The following is a 20,735-nucleotide window of genomic DNA, read 5'->3' on the forward strand; positions in this document are numbered from 1 at the left end:
GCGTGAGGGTTGATGGGAGAGGTGGCATCGACCACCTCGAAGCGGTGGCAGGCGACGAACCTGCCCCCCGAGGTGACCAGTTTCGTGGGGCGTCGGCATGAGATGGCCGAGGTCAAACGCCTGTTGTCCGGGGCACCCGTGGTGACCCTCACCGGTCCCGGCGGCGTCGGCAAGACCCGGCTGGCCCTGCGCGTCGCCGCAGACGTCCAGCGGGCGTTCCCCGACGGGGTGTGGCTGGCCGAGCTCGCCGGGCTGGAGAATCCCGAGCTGCTCGCCGCGTCGTTGAACGAGGCCATGGAGATCAGGGACGTCTCCCACCGGTCTCCCCTGGATGTGCTCATCGACCACCTGCGGGAGAAGCGGGCGCTGCTGATCCTCGACAACTGCGAGCATCTCCTGCGACCCTGCGCCGTACTGGTGGGAGCCCTCGTACGCTCGGCCCCCTTCCTGCGGGTCCTCGCCACCAGCAGGCAGGCGCTGGGCATCTCCGGCGAGCAGACGCTGGTCGTCCCCACGCTGCCGCTGCCACCGGACCCCGATCTCCCCAGGCTGTCCACAGAGGTGCCGGCGTTGTCGGAGGCGGTACGCCTGTTCACCGAACGGGCCACCGCCGTCCTGCCGGATTTCACCCTCACCGAGGCCAACCGGTCCGCCGTGGAACAGATCTGCCGCCGCCTGGACGGCATCCCGCTCGCGATCGAACTGGCGGCGGTGCGGCTGCGCGCCCTCTCCCCCGAAGAGCTGCTGTCCAGGCTGGACCACCGGTTCCGGCTGCTCACCGGCGGCTCCCCCGCGGCGCTGCCCCGCCAGCAGACGCTACGCGCGCTGATCGACTGGAGCTACGCCCTGTGCGGCGAGGAGGAGCGGCTGTTGTGGCAGCGCGCCTCGGTGTTCGCCGACGGCCTGGACCTCGAAGCCGCCGAGGCGGTCTGCTCGGGGAACGGCATCGAGCGCGAGGACGTGGTCGACCTGGTGATCGGACTCGTGGGCAAGTCGATCCTGATCCGGGAGGACCCTCCTTCGGCCTCCACCGCGACCCGCTACCGGCTCCTGGAGACGATCAGGCAGTACGGGAGGGAGAGACTCGCGGCCTCGGGGCAGGAGGACGCCCTGCAGCGGCTGCACCGCGACCACTACCGGCGGCTCGCGGCGGAGGCGTACGCGCAGCGGTTCGGCCCGCTGCAGGTGTTCTGGTTCGGCAGGCTGAAGCTCGACCACGCCAACCTGCGCACCGCCCTGGAGTACTGCCTCGCCGACCCCGAGGAGACCCCCGCCGCGCTGGAGATGGCCGCCGACCTGCTCTATCACTGGATCACCAGCCACTATCTCAGGGAGGGACGCCGCTGGATGGACCTGAGCCTGCTCGGCGGCACAGGACCCGACGAGAGCCGGGGCCGCGCGCTGTGGTCCGACAGCTGGCTGGCGATCATCCAGGCCGATGTCGTCGCCGCCACGAGGATGCTGGAGGAGGCGAGGGAGATCGGAGAACGCCCCGGGTGCGAGCGGATCCTGGCCTACGTCGCGCTCTACTCGGGGATGATCGCCATGTTCCGTGGAGACGTCGATCGCGCGATCGGCCTGTACGAGGACGCGGCGGCGCGCCACCGCGCCGACGACGACCCGACCGGCCAGGCCTTGGCGCTCATTCGTCTCTGCCTCGCCCACTCCTTCCGGGGAGACTGGTCGAGCGCCGTCGCCGCCGGCGAGGAGTGCATCGCGCTGTGCGACGCCCACCAGGAGGGCTGGCACCGGGCGTACGCGATGATGGCGCTCGGCCTCGGGGTCTGGTGCCAGGGCGACGCCCGGCGCGCCACCGAGCTGGGGAAGGAGAGCCTGAGGGTCAACCGCTCACTCGACGATCTTCTGGGCATCGGCGTGAACCTGGAGGTGCTGGCCTGGATCGCCGCCGCGGAGGACGACCACCGGCGGGCCGCCAGGTTGCTGGGGATCCTGGAGCAGGTCTGGCAGGTGATCGGAGCGCCACTGTCCGGTTTCGGGCACCTGAGGCGCTACCACGACGAGTGCGAGGAGCGTACACGCGAGGCTCTCGGAAGGCAGTCCTTCGACACCGTGCTCAGACAGGGCTCGAAGATGCGGTGCGACGAGGCGATCGCCTTCGCCCTTGAGGAGAGCGCGCCCCTCGGCGAGCCCTCGGGCGAGGCCGAGGAGCCTTCGCCACTGACCCGCAGGGAGACGGAGATCGCCAGGCTCGTCGCCCAGGGACTGAGCAACAAGGAGATCGCGGCCTCGCTCACGATCTCCCAGCGCACCGCGGAAGGTCACATCGAGCACATCATGACCAAGCTCGGTTTCCACTCGCGGGCCCAGATCGCCGTATGGACCGGCGAGCACATCCTGAACGTGGACGGGGAGCGCCCGCCCGGCACCTGACGGACGGGACGGAGAGGCCGGAGAAGCCGGGACGCCGGAGCCGACGAGTGCGATGATCTCGTCGGCTCCGGCGTCCTGCCGAGGCCGGGTCGGGGGACCCGGCTCCGGCACTCGGCCGAGGTCGAGTCGGGGGACTCGGTTTCGGCCTTTCGGAGATGGTCTGTGTGGCCGGCTCCCGAAGGAGCCTCGCGGAGGGCTTCCTGACCTGGCGTTCCGGGTGGTCTCGCGGTCAGGCCGCGAGCGCGTCCGCCGTCGTGAGCTCGAACCAGACGGCCTTGCCCTCGGAGGTGCGGGCACTGCCCCAGCAGCAGGCGAGGAGTTCGATCAGGTGAAGCCCTCGTCCCCGCTCCTCGTCGTCGCGTGCCCGGCACGCGCGGGGCAGGAAGGGGTCGGCGTCCTCGACCTCGCAGCGCAGCAGACCGTCCTGGAAGGAGAGGAGGAGCCCGATGGTCCCCCGCGAGTGGCGCAGCGCGTTGGTGACCAGCTCGCTGACGAGCAGTTCGGCGACCGCGCTGTGCTCGTCCAGCCCCCAGTCCGCCAGGTGGGCGCGAGTCAGGTGGCGAGCACGGGGCACCGACGCCGCCTCGGGCGCGAAGGAGTACGACGTCTCCCGGCCGTCCAGCTCTTCCTGCTCGTACGGCTTTTCGAGGAGTGGGTTCATTGTCCACCTCCCTGGTCGTCGGTTACCTCGATCGGATGCGGATCGCACGCGCGTCCCCCGCCGGAGACCATCGGCCGCCGCGGAACCACTCGTCCGCGTGGCGCGTTCGGTCCCGGCACGGCGGGCGCGCGGCGCGAGATCACGCCGCCTGGCCCAGGGTGACCCGGTGGAGCGGGAGCGGCATGTCGTGGACGGGAGTGCTGCGGCCGTCAGGCATGAGCGCTCCGGTGTCGTCGAAGACCACCACACCGTTGCAGAGCAGACCCCACCCCTGCTCGGGGTGGAAGGCCACGAGCGACGCGGCTTCGTGGTCGGGTGCGCTGGCGACTGGGCATCTCGGCTGGTGCTGACACATGGCTCGTACCTTTTTTAACCTTCTCTGACTGCTGCTGAGCCTTACCTGGTGTGACCAGCATCTCCCGCGACCACTACCTACATATCGGGAGAAATACCCACATGTCTACCCATTTCCCCGAAAGGTAAAGAAGTCGGGCATCGAGGCAAAGGGGGATCGACAAGATCGAACGGCGCGGCCACGGCGGTCCCGCCCTCCGCCCGCGACCTCCGGTAGATCCTTTTCGTGGGCGCTTTACCACTGAAGATCACCCAGAGACGCCCTGACATCGGCTTTTGTCCGTCTATGCGACGTTGATCGACTTGACGCGCCCTTTAGTGTGTCTTGACCTATCCTTGGGGACGGGTAACCTCCCTCGTCACGGAAGACAACCGGTCAGTGGTGCCGCCACACGCGTCCCTCCTCACCCCTCGGCGGGTTCGCGTGAACGCGCCGTCGCTCAACCTCGTCTCCCGATAGCCAGGTCGCGAGGTGGAGCGACCATGCCCGCACGGCCACCGGGAGCCCCCCTGAAATCCTCTATGACACCTGAGATGCGCAAGTTCATCGAGCTGCTGGAGAGCCAGCTCGGCTACTCCGAGAAGAGTGGCGGCTACACCAAGTTCGGTGACTGGTACGGCAAGAACGTCGAGTTCGACGCCGACTACACCTCGGCCCCCTGGTGCGACATGTATCTGTCGTGGGCGGCGGAGAAGCTGGGCTACCAGGAGTGGATCGGCCAGTTCGCCTACACCGTCCACCACGCCCAGTGGTTCCGGCAGCAGGAGGCCTGGGGCACCGTTCCCAAGCCGGGCGCCATCGTCTTCTTCGACTGGCGCGGCTCGGACAAGATCAGCCACATCGACCACGTGGGCATCGTCACCAGGGTCGAGGGAAACAGGATCCACACGATCGAGGGCAACATCGACGGCGGGGTCGCCAAGCGCAAGGAGCGCGACACCGGCAAGGTCGTCGGTTACGGATACCCGGAGAAGATCAAGGCCCGGCTCGACCGGGAGGCCACCGAGAAGCAGACCATCCTCACGCCCGCCACGGCCGGGGACAACGCGGTGGTGATCGGCCCCGGGCCCAACCTGATCGCGATGGTCCCCGCCCCCGTGCCGACGCCGGAGACCTCGGCCTCCACGGGGCCGGGCAGGAATTCCGAGGGAGTGACGAGCAAGCCGGCTCCCGGGCACACCGCCGCGACGGCGAAGGGGAAGGCCGCTCCGGGCGACGACGCCCACGCCGTGTCCGGCGGGAACCCCGCCGCGAACCCCCAGCGGAGCGACCGGACGACCACGAAGGCGCCCGGCGAAACCCAGGCGCCGGCCACCGGCCGTACCTCGCCGGGCAAGCACGCCAAGGCCTCCACCGCCGACACCAGCGCGCTCGCCGTCACCCCCACCGCCACCGCCCGCGACCTCGCCACGCCCGTCCCCGGTTTCGACTCCCCCGCCGTACTCGCCCCGGTCCTGCTCGCCGCGGCCGCGATCCTCGCCCACGGCAAGGCGAGGCAGTCGAGGGTACGGCTCCTCGCGTCCGCCTCGGGGCGCGCCGCGGTGGCCCCCGCCTCCTCGTCCCGCCGCGCCCCGGGCCGCCGCCGCGCCCCGGGCCGTCGTCGCATGCCCAGGAACGCCTCCGCCCGCGACCTCCCGTACGCGCCGACCCCGTCCGGCACCCCGGAGAACACCCTCGCCTCCCGCGACCTCCCGTACCTGCCCACCCCGGCCGGCACCCCGGAGCACACGCCCGTCTTCCCCGGCCTCGGGAACGCGCCGACCTCGTCCGGCACCCCGGAGAACACCCTCGCCTCCCGCGATCTCCGGTACGCGCCGATCCCGGCCGACGCCTCGGAGCACACGCCCGTCGCCCCCGACCTCTGGGACGCGTTCCTCCCCTCCCGCGGGGCCACGAGTCCCAGGGAGAGCGTTCCGGAGAGCACGTTCGCCCCGACCGCCACCACCGGGTTCCCCTCGGTCACGACCTCCGTCGCCCACGTCGAGGAGCCCTCGGGGCGCCCTGCCGCGCTCTCCCCCGTACCGCGCCCTCGCGACGACCGCCCCCGGGCCCCCTACCGGGGCAGGCGTCGCCTGCAGGAGCAGGCCGTGGCGGAGTCGTCGATGTCGTCGATGTCGTCGACCTGGGTCCAGGACTCCCCGCCGCGCGGACGCCGTCACCGCCGGGCCGACCCCGTGGTCACCACCGTCCCGGCCACCCCGACGCGCCCCGCCCGTCCTGTCCGCCCCATCGCCCCCACCCGGTCCACCACGTCCGCCCGCCCGGTCCCCGGACCGAGAACGTCCGTTCCGGTCTCGACGGTACGGACCGGCCGGGGCGAACCCGCCGTCCCCGCCGGTTCCGCCACGCTCCTCGCGGAGCCGGGCGACATCCTGGTCCACAGCGGCTACCGGGGGCGGCGCCGGGCGAGGACACCGGTCTAGGCGACGTCGCCGAAGTGGCGGCCGAGTCTCGTGGCGCCTCCGCCACCCGGCCCGCCCGACCGAGGTGGCCGTGACACCTCGACGGCGAGACCTGAGACGCCCCGAGCGGGCGCGCGGGTCCGTACCCGCGCGCCCGCTCATGCGAGGAACACCAGCTGCGCGGCGGTGAGGATGTCGAAAACGCCGCACCACTCCGCGTACGAACGCGACACGACCGCGTTCCTCCTGAGGTGGACGAAGTCCCAGGCGCCGTGCAGGAGCCAGCCCGCCGCGACCAGATATCGGCCCAGGTCGGGCTCCACCATCAGCGCGGCCAAAACCAGCGCGCCGAATCCGATCATCCCCAGGGACTGCGCCCGGAACGAGCCCGAGCGGCGCAGGTCGCCGGAGACGGCGCCCCACACCAGGACGGCCAGCGCCACGACGGCGAAGACGACCGGTACGGCGACCACCTCCAGTGCCCGCAGAACCACATAGAGGACGGTGAAGACGAGGAGCGCCGGCCACGACGCCTCCCGTCGCCGGACCTTGGCCACCACGAGGTAGACCAGGGGCAGGAGCAGCAGGATCTCGGTGAGCGAGGTGATCTCCTCCGCCGAGGAACCTCCGGCCGACGCCGCCGACACCGCAGACACCGCCGCCGTCCCGACCGCCAGGACGGTCGGCCGGCGCCGCAGCACGGCCTTCCAGCGAGTACCGCGCGCCTTGACGTCAGACACGGGAGGGGCCCCCGTACTCGTCGCGGCGGCGGAGCATCACCAGGAGCATGAGCGGGAGCATCAGGACGTGCTCCAGCAGGAGCAGCGCGTCACCCGAGATCACCCCCATCCACAGCAGCGGGAACAGCGCGAGGGCGGAAACGATCATGACCCCGGCCATCTCCAGCGTCGCGGCCCAGCCGTGACCTCGATACCGCATCCAGACGATCATCCCGGCGGACATGTCGACGGCCATCTCCAGGGCGACCACCTCCGGTCGCGCCGGTAACTCCAGGCCCGCGAGCGCCAGCCCGGCGCGCACGGCGGCACCGAGCACCACCATGCCGACGACCATCGCCGCGAGCATCTCCAGGTAGTGGCGCCAGAACGGCCACCAGGCGCGGACGTGGACGGTTCTCACTGTCATCTCGTGCTCCTCCGGTGTACGGGGTCGGGGTACGCGACACCCAGACTGCGGGAGGGCGGCAGCCGCCAGTAGTGGCGAACCGGCACGTCCCGGCATGGTCGTGTCACGAGATTTCGTGACATTTGTCATCCGGGCACCCCATGGCCGCCACCTCGCGGGGGACAATGTCCGCGTGCGTGACGGGCCGAGCGAGCAACCGAGTGAGCAGCCGAATCAGCGGCCGGGTCAGCACGGAACGGGACTGAGCGGTTTCCGCCGCTACACCTGGTGGAGCCTCACCGGGGGCATCACGGTCTCCCTGGTGCTCTTCGTCAGGGCCTGGGCGATGGACGAGGGCGTGCCTCCCTGGATCAGGGGCGTCACCGGCCTCGCCCTCGCCGTGCTGATCGTGTCCGTCGGCGTGCTGCTCGGCCGCCGGCTGCCGCGCGTACCCGGTGACGCGCGGGACCGGTTCCGCGCCTCACCCACGCGCGAACGGGCCGCCGGGCCGCCGGTGGGCTGGTTGGTGACAGGAGGGCTCGCGACGACCGTGCTGGGCGCGGTCCCGCTCGCCTCACGCGACGACGGGCTGTGGGCGGTGGCCCCGGCGGTGATGGTGTCGATCACGGCGATGTTCCTGCGGCCGGCGCACCGGCGCACCCTCATCGCCGGCGCGGTGGTCGTCGCGGCGGCACTCGGCGGGTCCGTGGCCCTCGTCTCGGAGGACTCCGACCGGCTTCTCGCGGTGGCCTTCCCCGTCGGCACCGTCGTCTCCTTCGCCTGGGTGGCGCTGGGCATGCTGTGGGCCTGGGACATCGCCGACCGGCTGGACCAGGCGCGGCACCTCGCCGCCGAACTGGCGGTCAAGGACGAGCGGCTGCGGTTCGCCGCCGATCTGCACGACATCCAGGGACATCACCTGCAGGTGGTCGCGCTCAAGAGCGAGCTCGCAGAGAGGCTCGCCGAGTCCGACCCCGCCCGGGCCGCCGCCGAGATGCGGGAGGTACGGCGGCTCGCGTCCGACGCGCTCCGCGACACCCGTGCCGTGGTGCAGGGATACCGGCGCACGACCCTGGAGGACGAGATCGCCAACGCCTCGAAGGTGCTGACCGCCGCCGGCATCGACACGGCCGTGGAGCACGGCCGGGCCGGCGGGGCGGGCACTCTGCCGGAGCCCGCGCGCCACATCCTGGGCCTGGTGATGCGCGAGGCCACCACCAACGTGCTGCGCCACAGCCGGGCGCGCCGGGCACACATCGCCTACGACGTCGAGGACGGCCGCGCCCGGCTCCGGATCGGCAACGACGGCGTCGAGGACGATCGTCTCCAACGGGAAACGGACCCCGGCACCGGGCTGCGTTCCCTGACCGAACGGCTGGAGCGGGCGGGCGGCACGCTGGACCGGCGGCGCGACGGCGACCGCTTCGAGGTGGTGGCCGCCCTGCCCGCCGACGCGCACGCGTACCCGGCCGAGGCGGGCGCACGGTGATCCGGTTGCTGGTCGCCGACGACGAGGACCTCATCAGAGGTGCCCTGGCGGCGCTGCTCTCACTGGAGGACGACCTGGACGTCGTCGCCGAGGCGGCCACCACCACCGACGCGGTGCGCCTGGCACACGAGCGGCGGCCGGACATCGCCGTGCTCGACCTGGAGATGCCGCCCGCCGACGGGCTGCGCGCCGCGCAGGCGATCCGCGCCGAGTTGCCCACCCGGATCGTCCTCGTCACCCGGCACGCCCGGCCCGGCGTGCTGCGGCGTGCCCTCGCCGCGGGGGTGAGCGGGTTCGTGCCCAAGACCACGCCCGCCACCCGGCTGGCCGAGATCATCCGCGATGTCGCCGCAGGCCGGCGCTACGTGGACCCCGACATCGCCGCCTCCGCGCTGTCGGAGGACGACTGCCCGCTGTCCGAACGAGAGTTGGAGGTGCTGCGCGCCTCACGGGCGGGCGCCTCGGTCAACGAGATCGCGGCGCAGGTCCATCTCGCGCCCGGCACGGTCAGGAACTACCTGTCGGCGGCGATGGCCAAGCTCGGTGTCGGCTCCCGCCACGCCGCCGCGCACCGCGCCTGGGAGGAGGGCTGGATCTAGGTCCGGCCCGCCGCGTCGCGGTGAACACGTCGCCCTTGGGACCCCTCCACCCAGATGAGGCAGGGGTCTCTCCCGGGCCAGGAGATGGGTCGGTCCCCGCCGGCGTGACACCGGCGGGGACCGCGTTCACCGGGGCCCGGAGGCCGGGCCCTCGGCGCGTCCCGGAGGGCGCGCTCAACGCTGCTCGGGCGGGCGCTGCCCCATCGAGCGGCGCAGCTGCTCCAGCTCGGCCTCCAGACCGGCGATCCGGGTGTTGGCCCCCGGGCCCCCCGCGCTCCCATGGCCGGGCTGGGGGTTCGGCGGGCCGTAGGGCGAGTGCGGCCGGACCGCCCGGGTCTCCTCCGGCGCGGCCGGGAGCGGATAGGGTGCCCGCTGCTGGTACTGCTGCGGCGCGCCGTACGGCTGTCCCTGCTGTCCGTACTGCGGCTGCCCGTACGCGGCACCGCCGTGCACCTGCGCCGCGTAGCCGGGCTGCGCACCGTAGGGGGTGGGCGGGAACGGGGCCGGTCCCCTGGAACGGCGCCTGCCCCTCGCGACCGCCGCGATCGTACCGATCACGAACAGGACGGCCAGGCCGCCGCCACCCCACAGCAGCCACGGCAGGATCGGCGTGCCGCTCTCGTCCTTGCCCGCGGTGATGGCCTGCTGGGAGTCGCTGATGTACTTGGCGACGTACGGGTGGTTCGGCTGCAGCGCCTGCACCTCGCGGAACCTGGGCAGCGCGTCGGAGTACCTGTTCTGGAAGAACAGGTCGAGCGCCTCGTTGTAGGCCTTCGTCGTCGTCGACTCGACCGGCTTGATGTTCTTCTCGTTCAGCTTCTCCTTGACGATGCTGACCGGCAGCACGAAGCTCTCCGCCTCGGTGGAGCCGCCGTCCTGCTGGACCAGGCCGCCGACGAGGACACCGATCACCTTGCCGTTCTTGGCGAACACCGGTCCGCCCGAGTTGCCGGGATAGGAGGGCGCCTGGGTCTGGATGTACGGCACCCCTTCCGGGGTCTGGCGGGCGGCGTTGTAGGGCCCCTCGGTGAAGGCCGGATCGAGCTTGGACTCCAGGTTGAAGATCGAGGTCTGCGTCACCGTGCCGGGGAACCCGCTGATGTAGAGCGTGTCGCCGACGCGCACGTCGGAGTCCTCCCCCAGCGGCACGGTCGGCAGATTACTCTGCCCGTTGGCCTTGAGGATCGCGACGTCCTTGCCCGGGTAGACCGTCCCCTTGGCGACGAGCTCGATCGGCACCGTCTTGGTGGTCTTGTCGACGCCGCCGCCCGGCAGGCTCTGCAGCAGCGAGAGCGAGCTCTGCACATTTCGGATCTTGATGTTGTCCGCGTTCCAGATCTGGAAGATCTTCGTCGCCGTCCTGAGGATCTCCTCGTCGGAGGCGATGTCCCCGAGCTCGGCGACCAGGTCGGCCGCGTCCTTCTCGTTGATCTTCGTGAGTGCCTGGGCCGCGAAGGTCCGCGCCAGTTCGGTCTCCTCCTGGCCGACGCAGTGCGCCGCGGTCACCATGTAGCCGTCCGGCGTGACCCACCAGCCGGTGCACAGCCCGCCCGCCGTCGCCTCGACGACCCGCTCACGCCCGCCGGGCGAGAAGTAGCGGCCGGGGTCCTTCGCCATCTGCTGGACGACCCAGCGGTAGATGCTGTTCTCGTCGGAGGAGATCTTGCCGCTCTGCACGGCGTTCACCCCCTGCTGGGTGAGGACCCTGATCGCCTCCAGGTTCGCCTCGGGCGTCGGCACGGCCACGTCGGCCGTGTAGGACACCGAGGTCAGCTGGACGGCCGGGTGCGTCCTGGCGGCCAGCCACGTCCCGACGGGGACGTCGACCTCCTTGGGTTTCGCCACCGCGGTGCCCGGCAGCGCCAGCGTGCTCGCCAGCACCAGGCCGGCGACGGCGCTGATTCTTCCCAACATCTTCGTACTCTCCCCAAAACTCGCTTCCCAGGCGAGAGCATGGCGGAGGCCACTTGGGGAGGACTTGGAAGCGACTGGGACGGTGTTCCGCCCCTCAGCCGCGACCGGCGCCGACGAGTTCCCTGTCCGGCTCCTCCGCCTCCTCGTCCTCCTCGTGGCCTTCGACGGAGAGGTTGGGCAGGATGCGGTCCAGCCAGGCGGGGCACCACCAGTTGGCCCTGCCGAGCAGGGCCATGGTCGCCGGGACGAGCAGTCCCCGGATGATCGTGGCGTCCACCGCGATGGCCACCGCCAGTCCGACACCGAAGATCTTGACCATCGGATCGGGGTAGGCGATGAACGCGACGAAGACCGCGACCATGATCAGGGCGGCGGAGGTGATGACCCTACCGGTCGACCCCAGCCCCTCGGCCACCGCCCTGCGGTTGTCGCCGTGCCTCAGGTACGCCTGCCGCACGGCCGTGAGCAGGAAGACCTCGTAGTCCATCGACAGGCCGAACAGGATCGCGAACAGCATCAGCGGGATGTAGCTGTCGATCGGCACCGTGAAGAACACCGTGCTCAGGTACGAGTCGTCCGCGCTGACCGGCGTGTCCATGCCCACCAGGCGGCTGCCCAGCCCCAGGGAGAAGACCAGCGAGAGCGCGCCGAACGCGGCGCCGAGGGAGATCAGGTTCATCAGCGCGGCCTTGATCGCGACGACCGGCGAGCGGAACGCCAGCAGCAGCAACAGCGCGCTCAGCAGCACCACGACGCCGACGACCATCGGCGTGCGTCCGGCGATCCTGTCGCCGGCGTCGGCCATGCCGGCGACCTGACCGCCCACGTGCACCTGGGCGCCCTCGACGTCGAGGGCGCGTACCGCCCTGACCACGTCGAGCGCCCGGGGGTCACTCGGAGCGTAGTCGGGGATCGCCTGCACCAGCGCCGCCGTACCGTCCTCGTTGAGTACGGGATCGCCGACGTGGGCCACCCCCTCGACGTCCGCGACGCTGTCCTTCAGGTCGCGCAGCACGGCCGGGGTCGGCTCCCGGTCGACGACCTTCGTGTCCAGGTCAGCCACCACGACGAGCGGGCCGTTCATGCCGGGCCCGAAACCGGCCTGCAGGAGTTCGTAGGAGCGTCGCGCGTCGGTGCCGCGGTCGGCGTAGCCGTTGTCGACCGAGCCCAGCTTGATGAAGAGGGCGGGTGCGGCCAGCGCGCCCAGCAGGACGACGCTGAGCGCGAGCACACTCCACGGCCGCCTGGCCACCCAGTCGCCCAGCGAGGCCCAGCCCGACGAGCCGTGGCTGCCCTGCCGTCCCATGAACGGCAGGCGCAGCGCGTTGACCCGGTGCCCGAGCAGGCCGAGCAGCGCGGGGACCAGCGTGACCGAGGTGAACACCGCGCAGACGACCGAGATGCCGGTGATCCAGCCGAGCGTCTGCAGCATGGGGAAGCCCGCGAGCATGAGCGCGCTGAGCGCGATGATCACCGTGGCCCCGGCGAACACCACCGCGCCGCCGGAGCTCGCGACCACCCGGCGGACCGCCTCCTGGGGCGGCAGGCCGTCGGCCAGCAGCTTGCGGTGCCTGCTGAGCAGGAAGAGCGCGTAGTCGATGCCGACGCCGAGACCGATCATCGTCGCCATGATCGACGCCTGCTTGGGCACGTCCACGACGTGGCCGAGCAGGCTGACCACGCCGAGCCCGGTCGCGATGCTGACCAGCGCGGTGAAGATCGGGATCATCGCGGCGACCAGGGTGCCGAACGCCAGCAGCAGGACCAGCAGCGCGCAGATCACACCGATGATCTCGCTCGTCCCGGTCTTGATCTCCTTGTCCGCCGGGTTGGCCGAGGCCGCGGGCACCGCCTCGATGCCCGCCGCCCGTGCGGGCTCGGCCGCCTCGGAGAGGAGTTCGGTGGTCTCGGCCAGCTTGGTGGTGTCGTTCCCTTCCAGTTTGACGGTGATGATGCCGATTGCCAGGCTGGAGGCGAGACCACCTCCCTGATGGGGGGACTTCACCTCCACCACGTGCGGCACCTCGCGGATCCGGTCCACGGCGCGCTCCACCGCGCGCTTCCTCGTCTCGGTGATGAGAGAGCCGTCGGGCGAGTAGAGGACGATCTGTGCCGAGCCGCCGGCTCCGTAGCCGGGGCCGAAGCCGTCCTTCATCAGGTCGACGGCACGCTGGGCGTCAGTGCCGGGAATGCTGACGTTGTTGCTGACCGGTCCCGGGAAGAACACCGAGCCCGCCGTCAGCAACGCCGCAGCGATCACCCAGAGGGCCAGCACGGCCTTGCCGTGTCGCGCGCACCAACTTCCGAGCCGCCCCAGCAAACCAGACATCGGTGACCGCCCCGCTTTTGGAGTATCAAACACCCTGAAAAGTCGTACTGTACGCTCGTACAGTACCTACGGTAGAGCGTAGGGGGATAAATCGGTAAATGCTGTAAGCAGCGTGGGACTGAGACGATGACCACACCTGAGCACGGGCACGAAACGCGGGAGCGAATCCTCGACGCCGCCCGTCAACTGTTCGCCGAGCGCGGTTACGCCGCGACCTCGCTGGCCGACATCGCCTCCGTCGTCGGCCTGACGAAGACGGCCGTCGCCTACCACTTCCATCCCAAGGACCGTCTGGCCACGGAGCTGATCGCCCCCGCCGGCCAGGACATCGTGGCCCTGATCGAGGACGACTTCGCCGACGACCGCGCCTTCGTCGAGGCCCTGGTGACCTTCACGGTGAGGCATCGGGCGATCATCCGGCTCATCATGGAGGACATCCACTGCGCCGACGACGCGCCCCCCGGCTCCCCCGGCGAGGCCATCCGCGCCTTCCGCGACGCGATCTACAGCCGTCTGGCCGGACCCGACCCCGGCCTTGCCCGCCAGGTCTGGGCGTGGGCCACGCTCGGCTCGCTCCAGTCGGTGATCAAGACGATCGACCTCCCCCAGGAGGAGGTCAGGAAGACCCTCCTCGCCACCGTCCTCGCCTCCCTGGACTCCCCGGGCACGGCGCCGAACGCCATTCCTCCCGGCCCCGGCCTCGCCGGACGGCACTGAACTCTCCGCGCCGGCCTCCGAAGGTCCCGCCCTCCGGTCGCCTCACACCGGGCCGGGACGGCGAACCCGCACCGCTTTCGACCGTCCCTCGGGTGTGTCCGGCCGAAGAAGCGCCTCACCCGGAAGGAGCGGCCTCCCCGGGAACGGGCGTCGGCGGGACCGTGGGGTCGGGGGGCTCGACGGTCTCCCCCGGGTCCGGTCCGGGCCCCGGGCCCGGGCCCGGGCCGCTCTGCCCCTCGACACCGACCGTGAGCACGATCGTCGCGCCGGGCCTCGCGCAGGTGCCGGGCGCCACGCTCTGCGCCAGCACCACCCCGTCCTGGGCCTCGTTGGTGACCAGACGCGCCCGCGTGCGCACGGCGAAGCCCGCCCCGCCGAGGGTGTTGGAGGCGTCGGTCGCGCCCTGACCGGTGACCGGAGGCACCGGGACACCGTACCTGGAGACGACGAGCGCCACCGCGCTCCCCGGAGAGACGCGCCTGCCCGCGCCGGGAGTGCTCGCGAGCACCCGCCCGGCCGGCTGCTCCGAGCAGCGCGTGCTGACCCCGCCGGAGACCAGCCCGGCCTGGGCGAGCGCCGCCTCGGCGCCTCCCCTGGCGAGACCGACCAGCGTGGGCACCTGGATGCCACCGGAGACCTGCAGATCGACCCTGCCCTTCCTCGGCAGGGCCGTCCCCGGCGCCGGGCTGCTCGCGAGCACCTCCCCGAGCGGCCGGGTGGAGTCGACCGCCTTCACGGCCCCCGCGACCAGTCCGGCCCGTTTGATCAGGCGCGCCGCCTCGGAACGATCCAGCCCGATGAGCGCGGGCACGACCACCGTGGCGGCGGGGGGCGGCAGCGGGGAGGACTTGACGCCCTCCGCTCGTGGGGGCCCGGCCGTGACGGCCGGCACGACCGGGAGCGGTTTGATCGGAGCGCTCGCCCTGCCCTCGTGCGACGTGGTGCCGCCCTGGGCCGTGGTCTCCACCAGGGGGACGATCGGCGGCGCGGGCGCGCCTCCGGGCGTCACACCGCTCAGCGCCGGGACCAGCACCCCCACCAGCACGGCGGCACTGACGAGCAGCGCGCCGGAGACCGCGACCGAGGCCCTGGTCGCCGCACGCCCCGGGTGGGTCCGGTGCTCGTCGAACTTCTCACCCTCCGCGGGAAACGCGCGCCCGCCGGACCTCGCGCCCGCCGAGGACGCACCGCCCGATTCGCCGGACCCGCCGCCCCCGGCCCGCCAGGCGGACCCGGAGTCGCTCCATCGGCCGGAAGCGCCCGTGAGACCGGTCCGTCCCGGGAAGAGCGAGGGGCCGGAGGCGTCGGGCCCGCCGAGCACGGCCGGGAACCCCGGCACCGGCGAGGAGCGGGACCCGGCCACCGAGCGGCCCCCGTCGTCGCCGAGCAGCGCGAGCAGCAACTCCCGGCTGGTGGGGCGGTTGCGGGGATTCTTGTCCAGGCAGTCGACCACCAGCGCGCCGAGCAGCCCGTCCAGACGGCCCAGTCGCGGAGCCGCGGTGAGGATCCGGTTCAGCACGGCCGCGATCGAGTCCTGCCCGAAGGGAGCCTGGGCGTTGGCGGCGAAGCACATCGTGGCGCCCCAGGCGAAGACGTCGGCCGCCGGGTCGATCTCGGCGCCCTCCACCTGCTCGGGCGCCATGTAGGCGGGCGTGCCCGCGCCGCGCCCGCTCTGGGTGGCCGCGGCGTCCAGCGCCCTGGCCAGCCCGAAGTCGATCACCCTCGGCCCGTCGGGACCGAGCAGCACGTTCTGGGGCTTGAAGTCGCGGTGCACGATCCCGGCCCGGTGGATGGCCGCCAGTGCGGTCGCCGTGCCGATGGCCAGGCGCTCCAGCCTGCCTCCCTCACGGGGCCCGCTCACCGCGACCTCTCGGTGCAGCGACGGGCCGTCGACGTACTCGCTGACGATGTAGGGCCGGTCACCGTCCAGCCCGGCGTCGATCACCTGGGCCGTGCAGAACCTGGCGACCTGCTTCGCCAGCTCGACCTCGCGCAGGAAGACGTCGGGATCCTCCCCCACCGAGCCGTGCAGAAGCTTGACCGCGTAGGGCTCGGAGCCGGTGCCGGGGCGCACCCCGACATAGACCACCCCCTGCCCACCCTCGCCGAGACGCCCGATGATCTCGTACTCACCGAGCCGTGCCGGATCCCCCGTTTTGAGCGGCTGCGCATACGGCACGCGAGCCTCCCCTCGCCGCCACCCTTCTCACTCAAGAAGAAGCATCGCCGACAGTCAACGGGGCTGAAGGTCTTGTCTTCCTCACCGTGACACTCATGTGATGCTCAGGTCAGGGCAAGACACAACACATCCCCCGAATACGCAGCCGCCTTTGTTCTCCCTTCCCGCCGTCTGCCCGCCGTGTCGTTCCGCGGGCCGGCCGGTAGCCTGGCGAGGTGCTTGAAGCGATCAAAGCCACTCGTTATGTGACACCGCTGCGTGAGGGGGGGTCGCTGCCCGGGATCATGGAGGCGGACGACCTCGGCACCCACGTCGTGAAGTTCCGCGGCGCGGGGCAGGGCCGCCGGGTTCTCGTCGCGGAGATCGTGGCCGCCGGGCTGGCCCGGCGCCTGGGGTTCCGTACGCCCGAGCTGAAGGTGATCGACGTCGATCCGCAGCTCGGCGCCCGCGAGCCCGACGAGGAGATCCAGGACCTGCTCAGGGCGAGCGAGGGCAACAACCTGGCGGTCGACTTCCTGCCGGGCGCGCTGGGCTTCGAGCCGCTCGCCTGGCCCCCCGAGCCCGGGTTCGCCTCCCGTCTGCTCTGGTTCGACGCGCTGATCCACAACGTGGACCGCAGCTGGCGCAACCCGAACCTGCTCCTGTGGCACGGCGACACCTGGCTCATCGACCACGGCGCCGCGCTCTGGTTCCACCACAACTGGCCCTCGGCCAACCCGCTGCGCGACTTCGACGCGAGCGACCACGTGATGGCGCCCTTCGCCACCCTGATGCCCGAGGCCGACGCCGAGTTCAGCGAGATGATCACCAGGGACCTGCTCGACGGGGTGGTGGACGAGGTCCCCGACGAGTGGCTGGAGGACGAACCGGGGTTCGACGGGGCGCAGGCGGTGCGGCAGGCGTACGTCGAGCATCTGCTGGCCCGCGCCCAGGGGCCGCGCACCTGGCTGCCGGGTCCCGCGGTCCAGGAGACACCGCAGGACCAGGAGAGGAAGACCGGCTCGGTGGGCGCGTTCTGGAGGGACAACCGGTGAAGGACGTCTACGAGTACGCGATCATCCGGGTCATCCCCCGCGTGGAACGCGGCGAGCTGATCAACGCCGGGGTGCTGCTCTACTGCCAGCCCCGCGAATACCTGTGCGCCCGGGTGGAGCTGGACGAGGCGCGCCTGCGCGCCCTCGACGACAGCGTCGACCTCGAAGGGGTACGGCACGCCCTCGGCGCCTACCAGCGCTCCTGCGGCAGCGACTCGGGGCCCCTGACCAGGGAGCCGCTGGGCGGCCGCTTCCGCTGGCTGACCGCCCCGCGCAGCACGATCGTGCAGACCGGCCCGGTCCACGCCGGTCTCACCGATGACCCGGAGACGGAGCTGGAGCGCCTCGTGGCCCGGCTGGTCCGCAGCCCTTGACCGGTCCGAGATGTCCGGCCCCAGAGGTTCGGTGTTGGTCCGAGGCCGCCCGGCCTCGGGAGCTCGGCGCCGCTCGCCGACGTGATCGCCACATCCCGGCCGGGCGCCCCTGGGGCGGCCCAGACGGTCCGGCCCCGGAAAACAGAGGGCCGCTCCTGGGAGAGCACGGACGTGTCCGGGGGCGGGTTTCAGAAGAGCACGGACATGAAGGTGCCCACCTCGACGAAACCCGCCCTGCGGTAGGCGGCCCTGGCGGGGGCGTTGTAGTCGTTGACGTACAGCGAGACCACCGGCGCGAAGTAGTCGAGCGCGTGCTTGACCACCGCGGCCATCCCCGCCACCGCGTGGCCGCGGCCGCGCAGGTCGGGGTGGACCCAGACACCCTGGATCTGACAGGCGTGCGGCGTCACCGCGCCGATCTCGGCCTTGAAGACGACCCTGCCGCCCTCGATGCGGGCGTAGGACCTGCCGATCCTGATCAGCTCGGCGACCCTGGAGCGGTAGAGGGCACCGCCGTCGCCCGCCTCGGGGGAGACGCCCACCTCCTCGGTGAACATCGCCACGCAGGCCGGGAGCAGGATGTCGAACTCGTCGGGCCGGACGCGCCGCACCAGCGGGTCGGCGGGCACGGGCGACGGCTCGGCGATCACCATGACCGGCTGCGCCCAGCGGATCGCGCGGGCGGTCCCCCAGTGCGGCTCCAGCCGCTCCCAGAGCAACTCCACCGCGTCCGCGGGGCCGACGATCGAGGAGCAGCGGCGGCCCTGCTTGCGCGCGCGATCGGCGAAGGCGTGGACGGCGTCCGTACCGGCGTTGACCGGAACCAGGTTCGCACCGGCGTAACAGATGGAGGTCAGGCCGCCGCGCGGCCCGAACCCCCACATCTGGCCACCGAGCCTGGCCGGATTGAGCCCGACCGAACGGACCCTGGAGGCGACGAAGACATTGCCGACGGGATCGGTGTCGAGAAGCGCCAGGACCTCGTCTCGATCGTTGTCGTCGAGCACGCGCGACGCCGTTGTGCGCAGCATCACGTGCTCAGCCTACGCGACCCCCTCGATTTTGGCAGGAACCAACACAGAGCCTCTCATCTACCTGCTTTGGCCATCTCTTTCCACCGGGCGCCTCACCATGTGCCTCACCACATGACCCGTCACGCGACCCGCCGCGTGACCGGCGGGGACACGGACGGCCGGTGGGGCGGCCACCGGAACAGGTGCGGGGACTCCCGGACAGCGGGCGTCAGGGGCGCCCGAGGTCTGGCGGGTGCCGGGCAGGGTGCCGTCCCTGAGGTAGGCGGCGAGGCGCCGGTCGACGCAGGCGTTCCCGTTGAGCGCGATCCCGTGGTTGCCGCCGGGCACGGCCAGCAGCCGGGAGCGGGAGAACAGGGCGCGCATCCGCACCGCCCCGGCGTACGGGGTGGCGGCGTCGCGCTGCCCCTGGATCAGCAGGACCGGCGGCAGCTTGGCGTCGTCGTGGATCCGTACCGGAGTCCCGGCCGGCTGGGGCCAGAAGGCGCACGGCGCGTTGTACCAGGCGTTGGGCCAGGTGAGGAAGGGTGCTCTGGTGTGGACCCTGGTCATGTCGGTCCGCCAGTGTGCCCAGTCGCGCGGCCAGGCGGCGTCGCGGCACTGCACCGCGAGATAGACCGCGTAGTTGTTCTCGTCCTTGTCGTCGTTCACCGCGTGCTTGCGGTAGGCGTTGACCAGGGGAGTCGCCTCCCCCTTCTTGACGTAGGCGGAGAACGCCCTGGCCAGCTGCGGCCAGATGACGTCCGAATAGCCGCCCAGGGTGTAGACGTCGTCGAGCTCACTCGGGCCGACCACCCCTCCGGCCGGGCGGCCGGCCAGCCGGGTCCGCATGGCGTCCCAGGCGAAGGAGACCGCCTTCTCCGTGGCGCCGAGCCGGTAGACCGGATTGTGGCGGGCGACCCACTTCAGAAAGTCCTCGTGCCTGTCCTGGAAGGCGATGCTCTGGTCGAGGTTCGAGCGATACCAGATGCCGCGCGGATCGACCACGCTGTCCAGGACGAGCCGCCTGAGCCGGTCAGGGAAGAGCGTCGCGTAGACGGCCCCGAGATAGGTCCCGTACGAGTAACCCAGGAAGCTGATCTTCGACTCGCCGAGGGCCGCCCTGATCGCATCCATGTCCCTGGCGGAGTTCTCGGTGGTCATGTGCGGCAGCATCCAGCTCCAGCGCTCGCCGCACGCCTCGGCGTACCTGCGGGCCCGGCCGATCAGCACGTTCTCGTCGCGCCTGGTGACCGGCACCTGGTCGGGCCGCGGCGCCTCGTAGTACTTCTTGGGATCGACGCACTTCAGCGCGGGATCGCTCGCCCCCACCCCGCGCGGGTCGAACCCGATCACGTCGAACCGGTCGGCCAGGCCGTCGGGAAGCCCGGCCACCACGGTCCTGACCAGGTCGCGGCCGGACGCCCCGGGACCGCCCGGGTTGACCAGCAGCGCGCCGAGACGGTCGTGAACGGCCTTCCCCCTGATCCGGTTCAGGGCGATGCCGATGGTCCGCTGCGGGTTGGCGTAGTCGAGCGGCACCCTCAGGGTGGCGCACTCCATCGGGTTGTCCCCCGCTCCGGTGGACGCCGCCCCGGTCACCGGAACCCCGCCCTCGCAGGAGCCCCAGACCAGCCCCTCCCTCGCCTGTCTCTCCTGGGCCACCGCCCCCTGCGGCACCCCCATCGCCACGGCCAGCATCGCGATGCTCGCGGCGATCCCGACAACCCTCTTCTTCACTGTGTGATCCCCCTACTCGTACGGCAGAGGCGATGGTCTCCCGAGCGCGGCACGGTCATCCGGAACACAGCCGAACACCTGGCAAAGTGTAGTCAGATAATTGCTAACTGTAATGGCCGCAGGTGGGAAGGGCCGATCGAGGAGCCGTGAACGCCGACAGCGGTCATCGGGGCCCCGACCGCCCCGGCGACCCGCCCGCGCCGCGGTACGGGTACGGCGAGGTGCGGCGCCCGTAAGACCGGCGAGCGCCCGCCTCCGGCCGCGCCTGCAGGCGAGACGGCGCGAGGCTGAACGCCAAAGGAAACCGCCCGCCCCGGCGCGAACGCGATCTCGGGGACGGGCGGAAGGGAACTCCACGGCAGGGCGGCCGTCGGCCCGGTTCTCCGCAGGTGCCGCACCGCTCTCCGCACCTGCCG

At 71.6% G+C, this 20,735-nt stretch carries 16 protein-coding genes; 7 read left to right on the top strand and 9 right to left on the bottom strand.

What is annotated here, in order from left to right:
* Positions 1-12: 12 nt before the first annotated feature.
* Positions 13-2,391, top strand: coding sequence for a LuxR C-terminal-related transcriptional regulator (locus ACFY3V_RS05130; RefSeq protein ID WP_389770115.1), 2,379 nt, complete (start codon positions 13-15; stop codon positions 2,389-2,391).
* A gap of 229 nt (positions 2,392-2,620) precedes the next feature.
* Here the strand turns inward: ACFY3V_RS05130 and ACFY3V_RS05135 are convergent, their stop codons facing one another.
* A complete protein-coding gene (locus tag ACFY3V_RS05135) occupies positions 2,621-3,052 on the bottom strand; it encodes an ATP-binding protein (RefSeq protein WP_389770118.1) in 432 nt (143 codons plus the stop codon).
* A 139-nt stretch (positions 3,053-3,191) separates the two neighbouring features.
* The gene (locus ACFY3V_RS05140; RefSeq protein WP_362898703.1) at positions 3,192-3,407 is read right to left on the bottom strand and encodes a DUF5999 family protein; all 216 of its coding nucleotides are present in this window, start codon (positions 3,405-3,407) and stop codon (positions 3,192-3,194) included.
* A gap of 533 nt (positions 3,408-3,940) precedes the next feature.
* On the opposite strand from ACFY3V_RS05140, the gene ACFY3V_RS05145 reads away from it, so the two are divergent.
* Positions 3,941-5,830 carry a CHAP domain-containing protein gene (locus ACFY3V_RS05145; RefSeq protein WP_389770122.1) on the top strand — a complete coding sequence of 630 codons (1,890 nt, stop codon included), beginning with the start codon at positions 3,941-3,943 and terminating at the stop codon, positions 5,828-5,830.
* A 137-nt stretch (positions 5,831-5,967) separates the two neighbouring features.
* Here ACFY3V_RS05145 and ACFY3V_RS05150 read toward each other — a convergent pair whose 3' ends face one another.
* Together ACFY3V_RS05150 and ACFY3V_RS05155 are read right to left on the bottom strand one after the other, a co-directional pair.
* Positions 5,968-6,549, bottom strand: coding sequence for a hypothetical protein (locus ACFY3V_RS05150; protein ID WP_389770125.1), 582 nt, complete (start codon positions 6,547-6,549; stop codon positions 5,968-5,970).
* Positions 6,542-6,955 (bottom strand): hypothetical protein, encoded by a 414-nt coding sequence (locus ACFY3V_RS05155; RefSeq protein ID WP_362898709.1) that lies wholly within the window; start codon positions 6,953-6,955, stop codon positions 6,542-6,544. The genes ACFY3V_RS05150 and ACFY3V_RS05155 overlap by 8 nt, the downstream gene beginning before the upstream one ends.
* Before the next feature lie 172 nt (positions 6,956-7,127).
* Between ACFY3V_RS05155 and ACFY3V_RS05160 the strand changes: the two genes are divergently transcribed.
* Both ACFY3V_RS05160 and ACFY3V_RS05165 read left to right on the top strand, forming a co-directional pair.
* Positions 7,128-8,423 (top strand): sensor histidine kinase, encoded by a 1,296-nt coding sequence (locus ACFY3V_RS05160; RefSeq protein WP_389770130.1) that lies wholly within the window; start codon positions 7,128-7,130, stop codon positions 8,421-8,423.
* Positions 8,420-9,022, top strand: a complete 603-nt coding sequence (locus ACFY3V_RS05165) for a response regulator transcription factor (RefSeq protein ID WP_362898713.1) — start codon at positions 8,420-8,422, stop codon at positions 9,020-9,022. The genes ACFY3V_RS05160 and ACFY3V_RS05165 overlap by 4 nt, the downstream gene beginning before the upstream one ends.
* A gap of 174 nt (positions 9,023-9,196) precedes the next feature.
* Here the strand turns inward: ACFY3V_RS05165 and ACFY3V_RS05170 are convergent, their stop codons facing one another.
* A complete protein-coding gene (locus ACFY3V_RS05170) occupies positions 9,197-10,936 on the bottom strand; it encodes a serine protease (RefSeq protein ID WP_362898715.1) in 1,740 nt (579 codons plus the stop codon).
* A 94-nt stretch (positions 10,937-11,030) separates the two neighbouring features.
* Positions 11,031-13,265 carry an MMPL family transporter gene (locus ACFY3V_RS05175; RefSeq protein WP_362898717.1) on the bottom strand — a complete coding sequence of 745 codons (2,235 nt, stop codon included), beginning with the start codon at positions 13,263-13,265 and terminating at the stop codon, positions 11,031-11,033.
* Between the two features lie 126 nt (positions 13,266-13,391).
* Here ACFY3V_RS05175 and ACFY3V_RS05180 point away from each other — a divergent pair, with 126 nt between their 5' ends.
* Entirely contained in the window at positions 13,392-13,982 is a 591-nt protein-coding gene (locus ACFY3V_RS05180; protein WP_362898719.1) for a TetR family transcriptional regulator, read from the top strand.
* Between the two features lie 115 nt (positions 13,983-14,097).
* On the opposite strand, the gene ACFY3V_RS05185 is transcribed toward ACFY3V_RS05180, so the two are convergent.
* Entirely contained in the window at positions 14,098-16,161 is a 2,064-nt protein-coding gene (locus tag ACFY3V_RS05185; RefSeq protein ID WP_362898721.1) for a PASTA domain-containing protein, read from the bottom strand.
* Between the two features lie 215 nt (positions 16,162-16,376).
* On the opposite strand from ACFY3V_RS05185, the gene ACFY3V_RS05190 reads away from it, so the two are divergent.
* Both ACFY3V_RS05190 and ACFY3V_RS05195 read left to right on the top strand, forming a co-directional pair.
* Positions 16,377-17,195 carry a HipA family kinase gene (locus ACFY3V_RS05190; RefSeq protein ID WP_350944797.1) on the top strand — a complete coding sequence of 273 codons (819 nt, stop codon included), beginning with the start codon at positions 16,377-16,379 and terminating at the stop codon, positions 17,193-17,195.
* Complete coding sequence (locus ACFY3V_RS05195) at positions 17,192-17,569, top strand: DUF3037 domain-containing protein (protein WP_350944798.1); 378 nt, start codon at positions 17,192-17,194, stop codon at positions 17,567-17,569. The genes ACFY3V_RS05190 and ACFY3V_RS05195 overlap by 4 nt, the downstream gene beginning before the upstream one ends.
* A 188-nt stretch (positions 17,570-17,757) precedes the next feature.
* Here ACFY3V_RS05195 and ACFY3V_RS05200 read toward each other — a convergent pair whose 3' ends face one another.
* Both ACFY3V_RS05200 and ACFY3V_RS05205 read right to left on the bottom strand, forming a co-directional pair.
* Complete coding sequence (locus tag ACFY3V_RS05200; RefSeq protein WP_350944854.1) at positions 17,758-18,600, bottom strand: GNAT family N-acetyltransferase; 843 nt, start codon at positions 18,598-18,600, stop codon at positions 17,758-17,760.
* Between the two features lie 60 nt (positions 18,601-18,660).
* The gene (locus ACFY3V_RS05205; RefSeq protein ID WP_362898726.1) at positions 18,661-20,319 is read right to left on the bottom strand and encodes an alpha/beta hydrolase; all 1,659 of its coding nucleotides are present in this window, start codon (positions 20,317-20,319) and stop codon (positions 18,661-18,663) included.
* Positions 20,320-20,735 lie beyond the last annotated feature (416 nt).

The organism is Streptosporangium sp. NPDC000095, from assembly GCF_042899335.1.
Lineage (GTDB): Bacteria > Actinomycetota > Actinomycetes > Streptosporangiales > Streptosporangiaceae > Streptosporangium.

Bases quoted from the DNA above. Each gene is read 5' to 3' on its own strand.
- ACFY3V_RS05140 (WP_362898703.1), bottom strand. From the start codon at position 3,407: ATGTGTCAGCACCAGCCGAGATGCCCAGTCGCCAGCGCACCCGACCAC.
- ACFY3V_RS05130 (WP_389770115.1), top strand. From the start codon at position 13: ATGGGAGAGGTGGCATCGACCACCTCGAAGCGGTGGCAGGCGACGAAC.
- ACFY3V_RS05145 (WP_389770122.1), top strand. From the start codon at position 3,941: ATGCGCAAGTTCATCGAGCTGCTGGAGAGCCAGCTCGGCTACTCCGAG.
- ACFY3V_RS05180 (WP_362898719.1), top strand. From the start codon at position 13,392: ATGACCACACCTGAGCACGGGCACGAAACGCGGGAGCGAATCCTCGAC.
- ACFY3V_RS05175 (WP_362898717.1), bottom strand. From the start codon at position 13,265: ATGTCTGGTTTGCTGGGGCGGCTCGGAAGTTGGTGCGCGCGACACGGC.
- ACFY3V_RS05135 (WP_389770118.1), bottom strand. From the start codon at position 3,052: ATGAACCCACTCCTCGAAAAGCCGTACGAGCAGGAAGAGCTGGACGGC.
- ACFY3V_RS05200 (WP_350944854.1), bottom strand. From the start codon at position 18,600: ATGCTGCGCACAACGGCGTCGCGCGTGCTCGACGACAACGATCGAGAC.
- ACFY3V_RS05170 (WP_362898715.1), bottom strand. From the start codon at position 10,936: ATGTTGGGAAGAATCAGCGCCGTCGCCGGCCTGGTGCTGGCGAGCACG.
- ACFY3V_RS05155 (WP_362898709.1), bottom strand. From the start codon at position 6,955: ATGACAGTGAGAACCGTCCACGTCCGCGCCTGGTGGCCGTTCTGGCGC.